This window comes from Polaromonas sp. YR568 (genome assembly GCF_943369415.1).
In the GTDB taxonomy this organism is placed as follows: Bacteria; Pseudomonadota; Gammaproteobacteria; order Burkholderiales; family Burkholderiaceae_C; genus Polaromonas.
Window position 1 is genome coordinate 1 of the sequence record NZ_CALRNF020000059.1, and the last position, 16257, is coordinate 16257.

The window sequence follows — 16257 nt, forward strand, 5'->3', positions numbered from 1 at the left end:
TTGTTTTTGACCCCGGCTGGACCGAGCACCGCAGGTTGCCCCGGAGCGAAGCGCAGGGGACGCAGCAACCAGGGTCGCCTTTCTTTTGCTTACTTTTCTTTGGCGAAGCAAAGAAAAGTGAGTTGCCGCCGGGCAACCCCGGCCAGCAAACCTATGCAAAGGGCACAGACGCTCAGGCCGGCGCAAGACCCGGTCATTCGACCCAAGACTCCCCCCGATACCACGCATACCGAGCCAACCTCAACATGGGTTTATCACCGGACGTATCCCCATAGGCATACAAGGTCACCCCCTCCAGCCCGGCGGCGCCAAACCGCCCAACCGCCCAGTTCCGCAACCTGACGACCTTCTGCTCGCCGTGGCAATTCGGCGTGCGCATGGCGCCCGTGAGGCGCCCGGCCTCACCCTCGCCCACCACCTCCATCTCGGTGCAGATCAGCGCATCAAAACCGAGTTGCCGCGCCACCCGCGGCAGGTAGATGTCGGGCGAGGCGCTCACCATCACGCAGCAATGCCCGGCCTCGCGGTGCCAGGCCAGGCGGGCCATGGCGTCCTCACGCAGCTGGCCGGGGAAATCCCGGGCCAGCCAGCGCGTGGTCCAGTCTTCCATTTCAGCAACGCTGCGGCCCGCGAGCGTGGCCTGCATGAGCTTGCCTTTGGCAATGTTGTTGGGCACCAGGCGCAGCGCATAGCCGGCCAGCCAGGGCGAGCAGCGCAGCAAAGCCCAGGCAAAACGCGGCCAGCCCAGCCCGCGCGCGAGGAAAACCGTGAAGGTGTCGCGCCGGGTCAGCGTGCCGTCGAAGTCAAAGGCGGCGACCGCGACGCCGTCCCCGGCAGCGGGTGCGGCTACCTCGAGCATCGCACCTGGCCGCAGTAACGCTCGCAGAAGGGGCAGCCCGTCATGGGCAGCCACGCGGGAATGTTGAAGTAGCGCTTGAACACCGTGCCCAGCACGCCTTCGCGATACGCGGGATAGTTGAAGCCCGTGCCTTCAACGGCATAAAAAGGCACGCCGTCCTGCTCGAAGCTGAGCACGCGCACCGAAGTGAAATAGGGTTCGAACTCCTCCAGCCGCGGCTTGTCGGCCAGGATGACGCGGATGGTCTTGCCCTGGTAGAGCGAAAAATCGACCAGCATGTCGTCCTGGCGCGCATGGAACTTGCCGACGCCGAAGACCGGCATGTACTGGCGGCGCTCAAAGCCGAAAATCGAGGCCGGCGTGTAGGCCTCGCCCATCAGCACCACACCGGGCACCGTAACCTGCTTGAGCATCTCGGCGGTCCTGTAGCTGCGGACGATCTGTGGATAGAGCTTTGTCGTGCGCCAGGTGTCCAGCGTGGTCATGTAGAGCCCGGCCACCACCAGCACATGCACGCCGGCGAATACGGCCAGGCCTTTGGCGCAGGGCTTGAGCCTGTCGGCGGGCAGTGCAAAGGCCAGGAAGGCGAAACCGAAAGGATAAAAGGACAGCACCCAGTGCAGGCCAATCACTTTTTTGGCCGACAACAGCGCGAAGAACAGCAGCGGCACCACCACCAGGCAGGCCAGCAGGCGCTGCGAGCGCGCCGCCGCCAGCAGCGACCGGCGGTAGCGGATGGCCATCCACACCGCGACCGGCGTGATCAGGTAGACCATCATGCCGAGGTAGGTCAGCGGCTTGCGCCATTCAAAGCTGGCATCTTCATTGCGGTTGTACACATTGAACATGATGTTGGACCAGCCGTGCGACATGTTGTAGGCGATGTTGATCGCCGGCCCGGGCAAGGCGCACAGCACCAGCAAGGCAAAACCCGCGAGCCGCTCGCGGCGGTACAGCACGAAGTACACCAGGTAGCTGAAACCCAGCACCACCGAGAAATACTTGGACAGAAAGGCGCAGCCGAGGAACAGGCCGGACAGCGCATACAGGCCCCAGGCGGCGCGGTCCATCTGCGCGCGGCGCTCGGCGCGCAGCAGCGCGGCGACCGACAGCGCCGACCAGAAGATCAGCGGCGTGTCGGTGGTGATCAGCGTATTGAGCCAGTTCAGCGGCGCGAGCCAGAAAAACAGCACGGCCCAGGCGGCGCGCACCTTGTCGACAGGCTTGAGCGCCCACCACAGCGCCCCGCCCAGCGCCAGCGGCAGCAGCACGATGGGCAGGCGAATGGACCAGATGCTGTCGCCCAGCGTGGCGCGCATCAGCGCGATCAGCCAGCCCACCATGGGCGGGTGGTCCGAATAACCCCAGGCGGGGTACACGCCCCACCAGTAAAAGAAGGCCTCGTCGCCGGTGATGGGGAAAGTCACGGAAATCCAGAAGCGCAGCAACAGCGAGAGCAGGCCAGCGGCCAGCAGCCAGCGGCTCAGCGAAACGGGAAAGGCGGCGGAATCAGGGTTCTGGGACATGAAGGCTGGAAGGGGGAACAGGGCCGGCGGCAACGCAACAGCAGGAGGCAGGAAAGCCGCGCACGGGCTAGCGAAAGCTGATTTCCTTGCGGATGGCCGCACTATAAAGCAAGGCCAGCACGCCTATGGCCACGGCCAGCCACAGCGTCAGCAGCCGCGCCAGCACCGTAATGCCCAACGCCGCGGCGGGTGTGGCGCCCTGGGCCACCAGCAGGCCCGTCAGCACGGCCTCGGTGCCGCCCAGCCCGGCGGGCAGCGCGGACAAGGCGCCGGCCACCATGGCGACGGCATAAAAGCCCGCGGCCGTCAGCAGCTCGATTTGAACCCCCATGCCATGGCAGATCAGCCAGACGGCGACGCCCTGCGCCGCCCAGGCCGTCAGGGTCAGCCCCAGCCAGAGCCATGGGCGTAGCGCCAGGCAATGCCAGGCTTCCTGCAACCAGGGCAGGCGCGCAAAAAGACGGGCACGATGTTTGAAGAGCAGGCCCAGCACGGCCAGCAGCACCAGTGCCGCGGCGGCCAGCAGGACTCCAATCGGGGTTGACGCAGCCTGCATCGCGGGATGCCGCAGCACCCAGCCCGCCGCCGGCAGGCACAACAGCAGCAGGCACAGCAGGTCGGCCAGGCGTTCGGCGCCGAAGATGGCCAGGCTTTGCCCGGCGCCCAGGGGCTGGCGCGCCAGCATCAGGCCGCGCGCCGCCTCGCCGACATTGCCCGGTGTGGGCGTGAAGGCATAACCCGCCAGGTACAGGCGCAGCCCCTGCGCCCAGCCGAAATGCCGCCCGTAGTGCGCCATCCAGAGCCGCCAGCGCAGGCCGCGCAAAAGGTAATTGAGCAGGCACAGGCCCGCGGCCTGCGCGCCCGTCCAGGACCACAGCAGCGCCAGCGAGGCCTTGGGGCTGTCACCCCAGACCAGCAGCGCGGCCGCGTAGGCCGTGGCCACCACGCCCAGCACCAGCAGCAGGCGCTTGAAGGGCAGGCCGCCCGCCGCAGCCGGCGTGGACGGGGCGGGTAAAGGGTTCACAGCCGGTGGCTCAGGAAGATGGCCAGCCACAGCACGCCGGCCCCCAGGATCCAGGGGTCGCGCAGCATGTCGCGCGCGACGTCTTCGCCATGGCCACGGTGCACCTGGTAGGTGTAGCGCAGCATGCCGAAGATCACCACCGGCACGGTGTAGAGCAGGCGTTCGCCGTGCTGCAGCTGGGCTTCGGGGCTGGTGGCGAAGAGGCTGTAGGTGGTCAGCGTGGCGGTCATGGTCACCGCCATGAAGGTGTCCAGCAAGGCCGAGGGATAGTGCGCCAGCACGGCGCGCTGGCTGGCTTCTTCATGAAAGCTCTCGGCCTTGCGTTTGGCAAAACCCAGGAACAGGGCCACAAAAATGCCGGTCAGCAGCAGCCAGCGCGAGGGCGGGATGCCGACCGCCACCGTGCCGGCCAGCAGGCGCAGCATGAAACCCGAGGCGATGATGGACACGTCGACCACCGGCACCTGCTTGAGCCGCCACGAATACGCCAGGTTGAGCACCACATAGGCCGCCAGCAGCACCAGCAAGGTGCGGTTGCCCGCCGCCAGCAGCAGGCCGGCGACCAGCAGCAGGCCCGCCAGCACCAGCGCCACCGGCACCGCCACGGCGCCGCTGGCCAGCGGCCGCTTGCGCTTGGTGGGGTGCAGGGCGTCGCTGGCGCGGTCGTGCCAGTCGTTGATGATGTAGACCATGCTGGAGAGGCAGCAAAACGCGGCAAAGGCGTAGAAGACGCGCCAGTCCAGCGCGGCGTCGCGCCAGTTCTGGCTGAACACCAGGCCGGCGAAGACGAAGACGTTCTTGAGCCACTGGTGCGGCCGCATGAGGCGAACCAGGGCCAGCGGGGAGGAGGACGAAGATGCCATCAGGAAGGGGGGAAACACCCCGTGGGGAAGCGGGCTTCAAGCATAACTGACGGGCAGGCCACGGACATTGCCGAATGAGGCCAGAATGGAGCCATGTCTTTCGCACCCTCCCCCACCCTCGCCCCCACCCTTTCCAACCTTACCGCCCTGCCCGCCGTCTCGCCCCGCGCCCTGGAGTTGATCCAGGCCCTGGTGCGCATGAACACGGTCAGCGAGAACAGCAACCTGGAACTGATCCATTTCGTGCGCGACGAGCTCGCCAGGCTGGGCGTGGCCAGCCGCATCACCACCAATGCCGGCAAGACCAAGGCCAACCTCTTTGCCACGCTGGGCGAAGGCAAGCCGGCCGGCATCATCCTGTCGGGCCATACCGACACCGTGCCCTGGGACGGCCAGGACTGGGCGCTGGACCCGCTGTCGGCTGCGGTCGCAGACGGCCGGCTCTACGGCCGGGGCAGCTGCGACATGAAGGGTTTTATCGGCATGGCGCTGGCCCACGCCGGCGACTTCCTGAACAGCCAGGCGCCTTTCGCGGTGCACCTGGCGCTCAGTTACGACGAGGAAGTCGGCTGCCTGGGCGTGCGTGAACTGATCGCCGACATGAAGGACGCCGGCATCGCGCCGCTGGCCTGCATCATCGGCGAGCCCACCAGCATGGTGCCGGCCACCGCGCACAAGGGTGTCTACCGCTACAAATGCTGCGTGCGCGGCAAGGAGGCGCACTCCTCGCTGACGCCGCAGTCGGTCAATGCCATCGAGATGGCGGCGCGCGTCGTCGGCAAGCTGCGCGACATGGCCGAGGGCTTTGAGGCCAACGAGCCGCGCTACGAGGGTTTCGACGTGCCCTTCAGCACCGCCAGCGTCGGGCAGTTCCACGGCGGCATCGCCGACAACGTGGTGCCGCGCGACGCCGAGTTTCGCTATGAATTCCGCAACCTGCCCGGGGCCGACGCGCAGGCCATGCAGCAGGAAATACGGGCTTATGCCGAACGCGTGCAGCCCGCGATGCAGAAAGTCGCGCCCGACGCGGGTTTCAGCTTTGAAACCATTTGCGAGGTGCCGGCCTTCCTGGGCTCGGCCGGCGACGACGTGACCCGCCTGGCGCAGCGCCTGGCCGGCACCCGCGAGACCACGCTGGTCGCCTTCGGCACCGAAGCGGGCATCTTCAAGGGCGCGGGCATTCCCACCGTGGTCTGCGGGCCCGGCAGCATCACCCAGGCGCACCAGCCCGACGAGTTCGTGAGCCTGGAGCAGCTGGCGCGCTGCCAGGCGTTTATGCAGGGCTTGATCGCCACCAGGCAGATCGCCTGAGAGCCTCCAAGGCCCCAATGCAAAACGCCTGACTGAGTCAGGCGTTTTGCTTGAATACCCAGGGAGTCAAGTTCTCACACGACCATCGCCGGTCAGCATGGACAACTCCACGAAGCTCGAAGCCACATGGTCTGTCGGCGAGAACGAAACGGAAAAACCGCCCAGCGACTGGCTGCCCATGCCCTCCAGGCCGGCGATCAGCGATTCGCGGCTGATCTTGGCGCCGCCGCGCTTGAGGCCGTCGACCAGCACCTTGGCTGCCACATAGCCTTCCATGCTGGAGAAATTGGCCTGGGCGTCCTTGCCCGCCGCTTTCACCGCATCGACAAACTCCCGTGCGATGGGGCGGGCCGTGTTGTAGGGTGAAGGCATGACCTGCGACACCACCACGCCCGCGCCGTCCTTGCCGAGTTCATCGGCCAGCGCCTGCGTGCCGACGAAGGACACGTTGTAAAAGGTGCCGCCGTAGCCAGCCTTGCGCGCCTCGCGGATGAAAGCCGCACAGGCCTTGTAGGCGCCGATCTGCACCACCGCGTCCGGCCCGGCCGCGACCAGGGTCTTGACCGCTGCGGCCACATTCACGGTGTTGCGCTCCACCGTCGCCTGGGCGACGGGCTTGAGGCTTTGCGCCGCGAGGGCCAGCGTGACGCCGTCCAGGCCGGCCTTGCCGTAGGCATCGTTCTGGTAGAACACGGCGATTTTTTTCAGGCCCAGGCTGGTCAGCTGTTTGACGATGAGGCCGGTCTCGTCGTTGTACGAGGCGCGCACGTGGAAGGCGTATTTGTTGAACGGGTCGCGCAGCGCCATGGCGCCGGTGAAGGGGGCGAAAAAGGGCACCTTGTCCTTGGTGGCCAGCGGCAGCGCGGCGATGCTGGTGGGTGTGCCGATGTACCCGAACAGCGCGAACACCTCGTCGGCAATCAGCTTGCGGGTGTTTTCGGCGCAGCGGTCGGGCTCGTAGCCGTCGTCGAGGTTGCGGATCTCGATCAGGCGCTTGCCGACGCCGCCCTGGGCATTGACCTGGTCGAAATAGACTTTGGCGCCCTGATAGAACTGGATACCCAGCTGCGCCGCCGGGCCGGTGAAGGCGGCCGACTGGCCCAGGATGATCTTGTCATTCTGGGCATGGGCGACGTTGAAACCGGCCAGCATGGACGCGCCGACCGCGGTGGAAAATGTTCTGCGAGTGAGGTGCATGCCCTCATTTTCGCAACACAAATTACAGGCTGGTTACCTCATTCGTAACAGGAGGAAACCCTGTGATCCACGTCACAACTTTGGGCCTGTCTGGCGGCAAGGTTGCCAGCAATCTGTCAGCTTCTGCGGCGCCCGCCCAACAGCCCGCTCACCTTGCCGGCGCTACTCGCGCACCCGCCCGGTTCCATCGATCAGGCTGAGCTCGACCAGCTTGGAGCCCACGCGGTCGCCGTCAAAGTGGATGCGAAAGCCGCCCAGGTTCAGGTCCTGCAGGCCATCCAGCGCCTTGCGCAGCTTGGCCCGGGTCGGGTCCTTGCCGGCCTTGCGCAGGGCTTCGGTGTAAGTCCATGCGGCGATATAGCCTTCAAGCATGTAGACGTTGGACTTGAGTTTGGCCGCCAGCGCGTCGGCCTGCAGTTCACGCACCAGAACGCTTTTGGCGTTGTCCGACTTGGGCGTCACGCGCACCACCACCACGCCGGCGCCGGCCGCGCCCAGCTGCTCGGCCAGCAGGCTTTCACCGGTGCTCGAAAAGCCGTAGATAGGCCCGCGAAAGCCCTTGGCGCGCAGGTCGCGTATCGCGCTGGCGGCGCCCGAGGCGTCGCTGATCACCAGCACCGACTCGGGCTTTTTGGCCAGCACCTGGTCCACGCTGGTGGCGACGCTACCGCCGGCCAGCGCCGACTTGGCCACCAGGTTGGCGCCCAGGCCGCCCATGGTGCGTTCGGCCGAATCCAGCGCCGCGAGCGATTCAAGGTCCTTGCCGTGCAGGATGGCCAGTTTGCGCATGCCCAGGGTTTCGGCATGGCGCGTGATCACGGCGGCCTCTTCCGAATAGCCGGGCCGCACCGAATAGACATTGGGATAGAGCGAGCCGCGCAACTCGTCGGCGCCGGCCATGGGCGCGAACAGCAGGAGGTCCGTGTCCTTGAGCAGCGCATTGACTGCGGTGACCTGGGGCGAGCCGTAATAACCGAACAGCGAGAACACGCGCTGCTCCAGCAGTTTTTTGGTGTTGGCCACCGCCGTGTCGGCATTGCCCGTGTCGTCCAACGTAGTGAGTTCGATCTTGCGGCCGTTGATGCCGCCGCCCGCATTGACGCGGTCGAAGTAAAGGCGCGCGCCCTGCGCGAAAGGCACTGCCAGCGTGGCGCCCGGCCCGGTCATCGCCAGGGACTGGCCGAGGCTGATGGTGGTCTTGCTGACGCCGTCTTCGGCCTTGACCCCTGCCGCCGCAAAGGCGGCCAGGGCCGCTACCATGGTGAATCTGGCGAAGGCGCGCAAGGCCCCCATCCCATTGATTGTTGTTGTCATATTGTGTCTCCCCCCGGGATGCCCCGATGACTGTCAATATAAAGTCTTACCATGAGCAATACCATCAGCATCTCCCCTATCGCTAACCCTGAGAGCAAGCTCAAGCCCGTAGCCCGGCAGGTGCGCGGCGCCTGCCCGCACGACTGCCCCGACACCTGCTCGCTGCTGACCACGGTGGAGGGCGGCGTGGCCACCCGCGTGCAGGGCAACCCCGACCATCCCCACACCGGCGGCGTGCTGTGCAACAAGGTCTCGCGCTACACCGAGCGCACCTACCATCCCGAGCGCCTGCTGCAGCCGCTCAAGCGCAGCGGCCCCAAGGGCAGCGGGCAGTTTGAACCGGTGAGCTGGGAGGCCGCGCTGGCCGACATCGCTTCGCGCCTCAAGGCCATCGCGGCGCGCGACCCCGAAGCCATCGTTCCCTACAGCTACGCCGGCACCATGGGACAGGTGCAGGGTGAAAGCATGGCCGGGCGTTTCTTCAACCGGCTGGGCGCGTCCTTCCTCGATCGCACCATCTGCGCGTCGGCCGGCGGCGAGGCCTTCACGCAGACCCTGGGCGGCAAGGTCGGCATGCGGGTGGAGTTTTTCGCCGAGTCCAAACTCATCATCATCTGGGGCAGCAACTCCATCGGCAGCAACCTGCATTTCTGGCGCTACGCGCAGCAGGCCAAGCGTGACGGCGCCAAGCTCGTCTGCATAGACCCCCGCAGGAGCGAAACCGCCGAAAAATGCCATGAACACATCGCGCTGCTGCCCGGCACCGACGCCGCGCTGGCGCTGGCGCTGATGCACGAGCTCATCACCCACGACTGGCTGGACCACGACTACATCGCGCAGCACACGCTGGGCTGGCAGTCGCCCGACGGCGGCCTGCGCGAACGCGCGCTGCAGTGGAGCCCCGAGCGCGCCGCAGCCGTCTGCGGCGTGCCGGCCGAACAGATCCGCTCCCTGGCCCGGGCCTGGGGGGAATGCATGGTGAAGAACCAGCCCGCCGCCATACGCCTGAACTACGGCATGCAGCGCGTGCACGGCGGCGGCAACGCGGCCCGCGCGGTTGCCTGCCTGCCTGCGCTGACGGGCGCCTGGCGGCATCGCGCGGGCGGCGTGCTGCTGAGCAGCTCGGGCCTGTTCCCGGTGGACAAAGCGGCGCTGCAAAAGCCCGAACTGCTGAACGGCCGCCAGCCGCGCACCATCAACATGAGCACCATAGGCAATGCGCTGCTGGCGCCTGCATCACCGCAATTCGGCCCGAAGATAGAAGCGCTCATCGTCTACAACAGCAACCCGGTGGCCGTGGCGCCCGAGTCCGGCAAGGTGGTGCAGGGCTTTGCGCGCGAAGACCTGTTCACCGTGGTGCTGGAGCACTTCCAGACCGACACCGCCGACTACGCCGATTACGTCCTGCCGGCCACCACGCAGCTGGAACACTGGGACGTGCACAGCGCCTACGGCCACACCGATGCGCTGCTGAACCGCCCCGCCATCGCGCCCATGGGCCAGGCCAAGCCCAACACCCAGATCTTTCGCGAACTCGCAGCCCACATGGGGCTGGCCGAGCCCTGCTTTGCCGACAGCGACGAGCAGCTGTGCCGCGCGGTCTACGGCGACAAGGTCGACTTCCAGCAATTGCTCGACAAAGGCTTTGCCACGCTGGACCTGCCCGATGCGCCCTTTGCCGAGGGCAACTTCCCCACGGCTTCGGGCCGCTGCGAATTTTTCAGCGCGCGGCTGGCGGCCGAAGGCGCGGACGGCCTGCCCGGCCACGTGCCCAACCATGAGGCCGCGGGCACGTCGGACGAGTTCCCATTGGCCATGATCTCGCCGCCGGCGCGCAACTTCCTCAATTCCAGCTTCGTCAACGTCAAAAGCCTGCGCGACATCGAAACCGAGCCGGTGCTGGAAATCCACGCCGACGACGCCGCCGCGCGCGGCATCACCACGGGCGCCGTCGTCAAGGTGTTCAACCGGCGCGGCGAATACCGGGTCAAGGCCGAGGTCTCCGCGCGCGCCCGGCCCGGCGTCGTCAACGGCCTGGGCATCTGGTGGCGCAAGCTGGGCCTGGACGGCACCAACGTCAACGAGCTCACCAGCCAGCACCTGACCGACATGGGCCGCGGCCCGGTGTTCTACGACTGCCTGGTGCAGGTGCGGCGCGAAGCCGAGGCCGCCTGAGCGGATTCAACGGTGAAACGCAGCACGGCCCAACGAACGCTTGCCGTGGCACTGGCCGCGACGCTGGGCCTGGCGGGCTGCGCCGACCTGGGCTACTACTGGCAGTCGGTCAGCGGCCACATGCAGATGCTCAATGCGGCGCGGCCGGTTGAAGACTGGCTGGGCGACGCCCAGGCCTCCGGGCAGCTCAAAAGCCGGCTGGCCCTGTCGCAGCGCATCCGCAGCTTTGCCGTGAGCGAACTGAAACTGCCCGACAACCCCAGCTACCGGCGTTATGCCGACCTGCGCCGCAGCGCCGTCGTCTGGAACGTGGTGGCCGCGCCCGCGTTCTCGCTGACGCTCAAGACCTGGTGCTTCCCTGTCACGGGCTGTGTGGGCTACCGCGGTTACTTCAACGAGGCCGAGGCGCGCGCCGAGGCCGAGAGCCTCAAGGCCCAGGGCCTGGAGACCAGCGTCTACGGCGTGCCGGCCTATTCCACGCTGGGCTGGATGAACTGGGCCGGCGGCGACCCGCTGCTCAACACCTTCATCGGCTATCCGGAAGGCGAGCTGGCGCGGCTGATCTTCCACGAACTCGCGCACCAGGTGGTCTACGCCAGCGGCGACACCATGTTCAACGAGTCCTTCGCCACCGCCGTCGAGCGCATGGGCAGCGAGCGCTGGCTGGACAGCGAGGCCGCCCACGGCAACGACAAAGCCCGCCAGGATTACCTCCAGTTCGACGGCCGGCGCCGGCAGTTCCGCGCGCTGGCGCTGGCCACGCGGCTGGAACTGGCGGCTGTCTATGGCCAAAAGCCGGCGGCGGGCGCTGAAAAGGCGGAGCAGGCGGCAATGAAGGCCCAGGCCCTTCAGCGCTTTCGCGACGGCTACGCCGCGCTCAAGGAATCCTGGGGCGGCTTCGCGGGCTACGACCCCTGGGTGGCGCGCGCCAACAACGCGGCCTTCGGCGCGCAGGCCGCCTATGATGAACTGGTGCCCGGCTTCGAGGCATTGTTCGAGCGCGAGGGCCGCGACTGGCAACGGTTTTATGATGCGGTCAAAGGGCTGGCCGGGCTGCCCAAAGACGATCGCCGCAAAGCGCTTCAAATCAATAACACGGAGACTTCCCATGGCTGACATCCAGATCCTGCGCGAACACACCCTGGGCCTCGCTGAGGCGCGCAAGATCGCCTTCAAGTGGGCCGAGCAGGCCGAAGAAAAATTCGACATGGAGTGCACCTACGAAGAGGGCAAGACAGAAGACCTGGTGAGCTTCACGCGATCCGGTGTCAACGGCACGCTGGCGGTCACCAAAGACAGCTTTGAGCTCAACGCCAAACTCGGCTTTCTTCTCGGCGCCTTCAAGGACACGATAGAAAGCGAGATCGTGAAAAACCTGGACGCGCTGCTCGCGAAGAAGCCCGCCGCCAAAAAAGCCCCGGCCAAAAAGAAAAGCGCCTGAGTCCTTCAAGGCCCATAGGCCTGATTGCCTTTCACCGTGAACTACAACCTCGCCCGCTTTGACCTGGTGTCCGTGCGCCTGGCCGTGGCCTGTGCGCAGACCGGCAGCCTCACCGCCGCGGCGCGCGACTCGCACCTGGCGCTGGCCGCGGCCAGCCGGCGTATCCGCGAACTGGAAGACGCGCTGGGCGAGGCCTTGTTCGAGCGCCACGCGCGCGGCCTGCTGCCCACCGCCGCCGGGCGCGTCTTCGTCAAGCACGGCCTGACCCTGCTGCAAACCATGGAGCAGTTGGGCGGCGAGCTGGCGGACCTGCGGCGCGGCACCGCGCGCCATATACGCCTGTGCGCCAGCAGCGCCGCCATCAGCCAGTTTTTGCCGCCGCTGCTGGCGCGCTACGGCGAGCTGCACCCGCAGGTGCACATAGACCTTGAGGAGCAGGTGTCCGAAGCGGTGGTCGCCACCCTGCGCGAAGGCCGGGCCGACGCGGCGGTGTTTGTCGAGGGGCCGGACACCACGGGCCTGGACACTCGCCTGTTTCGCGAGGACGAGCTGGTGCTGATCCTGCCGGCCGGCCATGCGCTGGCGGGCAAGACGCCGCTGGCGTTTGTGGATGCGCTGGACGAGGAATGGATCAGCCTGACCGCCGGCGCCGCCATGCTGCAAAAGCAGCAGCAGGCCGCGCTGGCCGCGAACCGGCCGCTCAAGCTGCGCATGCAGGTGCGCAGCTTCGACGCGGTGTGCCACATGGTGGCCTCGGGCCTGGGCGTGGCCATCCTGCCCAAAGGCGCCACGCTGCCCATCATCAAAAGCATGAAGCTGGGTTGGCGGCCGCTGGCCGACGCCTGGGCCCAGCGCCGCCTGCTGGCGGCCACCATGGCGGGACAGCCCGATGCGGCCACCAAGGCGCTGGTGGATTTTCTGGTGGCGCCTGTCCGGCCCGGAAAGCCGAAAGGCGCCTTGCCTTCGCAAAACGCGAAAGCCAGGGGCCCAAAGCGGTAATGGACGGGGCGGGCTGCGGGCGGCACACTGCCGGCCATGGCCTCCACTGAACAATCCCTCTCCGCCCCCGCCGCCTCCGGCCCGCTTGCCGGCCTCAAAGTGCTGGAACTGGGCCAGCTGATCGCCGGGCCCTTCGCGGCCAAGACGCTGGCGGACTTCGGCGCCGACATCATCAAGATCGAAACCCCGGGCGCGGGCGACCCGCTGCGCAAATGGCGTTTGCTCAAAGACGGCACCTCGGTGTGGTGGCAGGTGCAGTCGCGCAACAAGCGCTCGGTGGCGTTGGACCTCAAAAGCCCCGAGGCGCAGGACATCGTGCGCCGTCTGGCGCTTGACGCCGACGTGCTGATCGAGAACTTCCGCCCCGGCGCCATGGAAGGCTGGGGCCTGGGGCCCGACGAACTGCTGGCGCTGAACCCGCGCCTCATCATGCTGCGCATCAGCGGTTATGGCCAGACCGGCCCCTACCGCGACAAGCCCGGCTTCGGCGTGGTGGCCGAGGCCATGAGCGGCCTGCGCCACCTGACGGCCGAGCCCGGCCGCGTGCCGGTGCGCGTGGGCGTGAGCATTGGCGACACGCTGGCCGCGCTGCACGGCGTGATCGGCATCCTGCTGGCCATGCAGGAACGCCAGCGCTCCGGCAAGGGCCAGGTGATCGACGTGGCGCTGTATGAGGCGGTGTTCAACTGCATGGAAAGCCTGCTGCCCGAATACAGCGCATTCGGCGCCGTGCGCGGCGCGGCCGGCAGCGCCCTGCCCGGCATCGCGCCCAGCAATGCCTACCTCTGCAAGGACGGCGGCTACGCCCTCGTTGCGGGCAACGGCGACAGCATCTTCAAGCGCCTGATGGCCACCATAGGCCGTAGCGAGCTCGGCAGCGACCCTGCCCTGGCCGACAACGCCGGCCGCGTGGCGCGTGTGGAAGAGATCGACGCGGCGATAGGCCAATGGACCGCCGGCCTCACGGTAGACGAAGTGCTGGCTGCGCTCGACAAGGTCTCGGTGCCCGCGGGCCGCATCTACACCGTGGCCGACATCGCGGCCGACCCGCACTACCAGGCGCGCGGCATGCTCGACGAAGTGCGCATGGACGACGGCAGCCTGCTGGCCGTGCCGGGCATTGTGCCCAAACTTTCGCGCACGCCGGGCGGCCACCGCCGCAATGCGCCACAGGTGGGACAGGACACCGATGCGGTGCTCAGTGAAATGGGCTTGTCGCCCGCGCAGATCCAGGCTTTGAAGGACAAGGGCATCGTGGCCGGAAAGGACGCGGACGCAGCATGAAGAAGCGCATCTATTTCAACGAGGTAGCCACACGCGACGGCTTCCAGATCGAGCCCAACTTCATCCCCACCGACGACAAGGTCGCGCTGGTCGATGCGCTGAGCGCGTGCGGCTACGCCAAGATCGAGGTGACCTCCTTCACCTCACCCAAGGCCATTCCCATGCTGCGCGATGCCGAGGAGGTCATGGGCCGCATACGCCGCGTGCCCGGCGTCGAATACACGGTGCTGGTGCCCAACCTGCGCGGGGCCGAGCGCGCGCTGGAGTCGCGCGCCGACGAACTCAACCTCGTGATGTCGGTCTCGGAAACCCACAACCTGGCCAACCTGCGCATGCCGCGCGAGAAAAGTTTTGCCGCGCTGTCCGACGTGATCCGCCACGTGGACGGCCGCACGCCCATCAATGTGTCGTTGTCCTGCTGCTTCGGCTGCCCGATGGAGGGCGAAGTCCCTGAAGAAGAAGTGTTGCGCTGGAGCGAGCGTTTTGCCGCTTTCGGCGCGGACCGTGTGCGCGGCCTCACCATCTGCGACACCACCGGCATGGCGCACCCGGCGCAGGTGGCCCGCATGGTCAAGGTGTTGCAAGAGCGCTTTGCCGGCCTGCAGCTGACGCTGCACTTCCACAACACGCGCGGCATGGGCCTGACCAACGTGCTGGCCGCCGTGCAGGGCGGCATCACGCGCTTTGACGGCTCGCTGGGCGGCCTGGGCGGCTGCCCTTACGCGCCCGGCGCCAGCGGCAACATCAGCAGCGAGGATGCCGTCCACATGCTGGACGCCATGGGCTACGACACCGGCATGGACATTCCCAGGCTGCTCGATGTGGCACGGCAAATGCCGGCCATCGTCGGCCACGAAGTTCCCGGCCAGGTCGCCAAGGCCGGCCGCATCACCGACCTGCATGCACCGCCGCCTTATGTGGCCGAACTGAGGACGGCATCGGCATGATCAATTGATCAGAAATTTTGAACCTGCCTGACAAAGGCAATCCTGAAAACAATCCCAAAACTACGACTGGAGACAAACCCATGACTTTCATTTCTCGCAGAACCGTGCTGACCGTGGCCGGCCTCAGCACGGCCGCCTGGCTCAACCCGGTGCGCGCGCAAGTTGCCGGCAAGCCCATCACGCTGGTGGTGCCCACGGCGGCCGGCGGCACCACCGACATCGCGGCGCGCATGCTGGCCGAGCCGCTGGGAAAAATCCTGCAGACCACGGTGATCGTGGACAACCGCGGCGGCGGCAACGGCAACATCGCCGGCCAGCTGGTGGCGCGCGGCCCGGCCGACGGCACCAGCCTGCTGGTGCAGTACTCGGGCTACCAGTGCATCACGCCGCTGATCCAGCCGGTGCCGGGGTTCGACCCGGCGACCAACCTCAAGCCCCTGGGCCATTTGATCGATGCACCGCAGCTGCTGGTGGTGCGCGGCAATTTCCCGGCCGACAATTTCGCGGACTTCCTCAAGTACGTCAAGGCCAACCCCGGCCGTGTCAACTACGCCTCCAGCGGCAACGGCTCGCTGCAGCACGTGACCACCGAACTGCTGAAAGACCTGACCAAGACCTTCATGGTGCACATCCCCTACCGCGGCACCGGCCCGGCACTCAACGACCTGCTGGCCGGCACGGTGGACTTCACCATCACCACACCGCCGCCGCTGCTGCCGCACATTCGCGCGGGCAAACTCAAGGCGCTGATGGTGACCGGCCGCAACCGCCTGGCCGCCCAGCCCAACGTGCCGACAGCCACCGAAGCCGGCGTGCCGCTGGTGGCCTCGTCCTGGTTCGCGGTCTACGGGCCGACGGGCTTGTCCGCCGACCTGCAAGGCCGGCTCTCGCTGGCGATCAGGCAGGTGGTGGAGTCGGAGAACTTCAAGAAGCGCGCTGAAGAGCAAGGGGCCAAAGCTGTTGTGATGAGTGGTGCTGAGTTGGCGACGCTGGGTGACAACGAGCGCAAGATGTGGGGGCGGATTGTGAAGTTGGCCAATATCAAGGCCGATTGATCTGGCTGCTGTTGATTTGATGAATGTGTGTTTTGCTGAGTGTTGCTGGCCGGGGTTGCCCGGCGGCAACTCACTTTTCTTTGCTTCGCCAAAGAAAAGTAAGCAAAAGAAATGCGACCCTGGTTGCTGCGTCCCCTGCGCTTCGCTCCGGGGCAACCTGCGGTGCTCGGTTCAGGCGGGGTCTCGCTAAACTCGCTGCGTTTCACTCCGCTCAAACAACGCGATCCCTGATCCGCCTGAACCTGCGCTCCTCGGCGCATCC

14 protein-coding genes are annotated in these 16257 nt (G+C 66.8%); 8 read left to right on the forward strand and 6 right to left on the reverse strand.

The annotated features are described in order from the left end of the window. Nucleotides 1-193: 193 nt before the first annotated feature. The 4 genes from ACLV74_RS24295 to ACLV74_RS24310 all read right to left on the reverse strand — a co-directional run bounded on the left by ACLV74_RS24295 (nucleotide 194) and on the right by ACLV74_RS24310 (nucleotide 4272). Nucleotides 194-859, reverse strand: coding sequence for an HAD family hydrolase (locus ACLV74_RS24295; RefSeq protein ID WP_411881993.1), 666 nt, complete (start codon nucleotides 857-859; stop codon nucleotides 194-196). Then, nucleotides 847-2385: an ArnT family glycosyltransferase gene (locus tag ACLV74_RS24300; RefSeq protein WP_411881994.1), complete on the reverse strand. Its 1539-nt coding sequence runs from the start codon at nucleotides 2383-2385 to the stop codon at nucleotides 847-849. Before ACLV74_RS24300 ends, ACLV74_RS24295 begins: the two co-directional genes overlap by 13 nt. Nucleotides 2386-2452: 67 nt before the next feature. Next, nucleotides 2453-3409: a lysylphosphatidylglycerol synthase transmembrane domain-containing protein gene (locus tag ACLV74_RS24305; protein WP_411881995.1), complete on the reverse strand. Its 957-nt coding sequence runs from the start codon at nucleotides 3407-3409 to the stop codon at nucleotides 2453-2455. Next, nucleotides 3406-4272 carry a decaprenyl-phosphate phosphoribosyltransferase gene (locus ACLV74_RS24310; protein ID WP_411881996.1) on the reverse strand — a complete coding sequence of 289 codons (867 nt, stop codon included), beginning with the start codon at nucleotides 4270-4272 and terminating at the stop codon, nucleotides 3406-3408. Before ACLV74_RS24310 ends, ACLV74_RS24305 begins: the two co-directional genes overlap by 4 nt. A 93-nt stretch (nucleotides 4273-4365) precedes the next feature. Here ACLV74_RS24310 and argE point away from each other — a divergent pair, with 93 nt between their 5' ends. Further along, a complete protein-coding gene (gene argE / locus ACLV74_RS24315) occupies nucleotides 4366-5583 on the forward strand; it encodes an acetylornithine deacetylase (protein WP_411881997.1) in 1218 nt (405 codons plus the stop codon). A gap of 66 nt (nucleotides 5584-5649) precedes the next feature. Here argE and ACLV74_RS24320 read toward each other — a convergent pair whose 3' ends face one another. After that, nucleotides 5650-6780: an ABC transporter substrate-binding protein gene (locus ACLV74_RS24320; RefSeq protein ID WP_411881998.1), complete on the reverse strand. Its 1131-nt coding sequence runs from the start codon at nucleotides 6778-6780 to the stop codon at nucleotides 5650-5652. 162 nt (nucleotides 6781-6942) lie between these two features. After that, nucleotides 6943-8094 (reverse strand): ABC transporter substrate-binding protein, encoded by a 1152-nt coding sequence (locus tag ACLV74_RS24325; protein WP_411881999.1) that lies wholly within the window; start codon nucleotides 8092-8094, stop codon nucleotides 6943-6945. A gap of 51 nt (nucleotides 8095-8145) precedes the next feature. On the opposite strand from ACLV74_RS24325, the gene ACLV74_RS24330 reads away from it, so the two are divergent. The 7 genes from ACLV74_RS24330 (at nucleotide 8146) to ACLV74_RS24360 (ending at nucleotide 15995) form a co-directional block, all read left to right on the forward strand. After that, complete coding sequence (locus tag ACLV74_RS24330; RefSeq protein WP_411882000.1) at nucleotides 8146-10269, forward strand: molybdopterin-dependent oxidoreductase; 2124 nt, start codon at nucleotides 8146-8148, stop codon at nucleotides 10267-10269. A 12-nt stretch (nucleotides 10270-10281) separates the two neighbouring features. Beyond that, on the forward strand, nucleotides 10282-11385 hold the full coding sequence (locus tag ACLV74_RS24335) for an aminopeptidase (protein ID WP_411882001.1): 1104 nt from the start codon (nucleotides 10282-10284) through the stop codon (nucleotides 11383-11385). Next, on the forward strand, nucleotides 11378-11710 hold the full coding sequence (locus ACLV74_RS24340; RefSeq protein WP_411882002.1) for a polyhydroxyalkanoic acid system family protein: 333 nt from the start codon (nucleotides 11378-11380) through the stop codon (nucleotides 11708-11710). The genes ACLV74_RS24335 and ACLV74_RS24340 overlap by 8 nt, the downstream gene beginning before the upstream one ends. A 36-nt stretch (nucleotides 11711-11746) precedes the next feature. Beyond that, nucleotides 11747-12709, forward strand: a complete 963-nt coding sequence (locus ACLV74_RS24345; protein ID WP_411882003.1) for a LysR family transcriptional regulator — start codon at nucleotides 11747-11749, stop codon at nucleotides 12707-12709. Nucleotides 12710-12745: 36 nt separating this feature from the next. Further along, entirely contained in the window at nucleotides 12746-13993 is a 1248-nt protein-coding gene (locus tag ACLV74_RS24350; RefSeq protein WP_411882004.1) for a CaiB/BaiF CoA transferase family protein, read from the forward strand. After that, the gene (locus tag ACLV74_RS24355; RefSeq protein ID WP_411882005.1) at nucleotides 13990-14940 is read left to right on the forward strand and encodes a hydroxymethylglutaryl-CoA lyase; all 951 of its coding nucleotides are present in this window, start codon (nucleotides 13990-13992) and stop codon (nucleotides 14938-14940) included. Before ACLV74_RS24350 ends, ACLV74_RS24355 begins: the two co-directional genes overlap by 4 nt. Before the next feature lie 80 nt (nucleotides 14941-15020). Continuing rightward, entirely contained in the window at nucleotides 15021-15995 is a 975-nt protein-coding gene (locus ACLV74_RS24360; RefSeq protein WP_411882006.1) for a Bug family tripartite tricarboxylate transporter substrate binding protein, read from the forward strand. Nucleotides 15996-16257 lie beyond the last annotated feature (262 nt).

Excerpts from the sequence above, each read along its gene's own strand:
- ACLV74_RS24330 (WP_411882000.1), top strand. The coding sequence starts at position 8,146 with ATGAGCAATACCATCAGCATCTCCCCTATCGCTAACCCTGAGAGCAAG.
- ACLV74_RS24340 (WP_411882002.1), top strand. The coding sequence starts at position 11,378 with ATGGCTGACATCCAGATCCTGCGCGAACACACCCTGGGCCTCGCTGAG.
- ACLV74_RS24355 (WP_411882005.1), top strand. The coding sequence starts at position 13,990 with ATGAAGAAGCGCATCTATTTCAACGAGGTAGCCACACGCGACGGCTTC.
- ACLV74_RS24310 (WP_411881996.1), bottom strand. The coding sequence starts at position 4,272 with ATGGCATCTTCGTCCTCCTCCCCGCTGGCCCTGGTTCGCCTCATGCGG.
- argE (WP_411881997.1), top strand. The coding sequence starts at position 4,366 with ATGTCTTTCGCACCCTCCCCCACCCTCGCCCCCACCCTTTCCAACCTT.
- ACLV74_RS24350 (WP_411882004.1), top strand. The coding sequence starts at position 12,746 with ATGGCCTCCACTGAACAATCCCTCTCCGCCCCCGCCGCCTCCGGCCCG.
- ACLV74_RS24320 (WP_411881998.1), bottom strand. The coding sequence starts at position 6,780 with ATGCACCTCACTCGCAGAACATTTTCCACCGCGGTCGGCGCGTCCATG.
- ACLV74_RS24360 (WP_411882006.1), top strand. The coding sequence starts at position 15,021 with ATGACTTTCATTTCTCGCAGAACCGTGCTGACCGTGGCCGGCCTCAGC.
- ACLV74_RS24300 (WP_411881994.1), bottom strand. The coding sequence starts at position 2,385 with ATGTCCCAGAACCCTGATTCCGCCGCCTTTCCCGTTTCGCTGAGCCGC.
- ACLV74_RS24325 (WP_411881999.1), bottom strand. The coding sequence starts at position 8,094 with ATGACAACAACAATCAATGGGATGGGGGCCTTGCGCGCCTTCGCCAGA.
- ACLV74_RS24295 (WP_411881993.1), bottom strand. The coding sequence starts at position 859 with ATGCTCGAGGTAGCCGCACCCGCTGCCGGGGACGGCGTCGCGGTCGCC.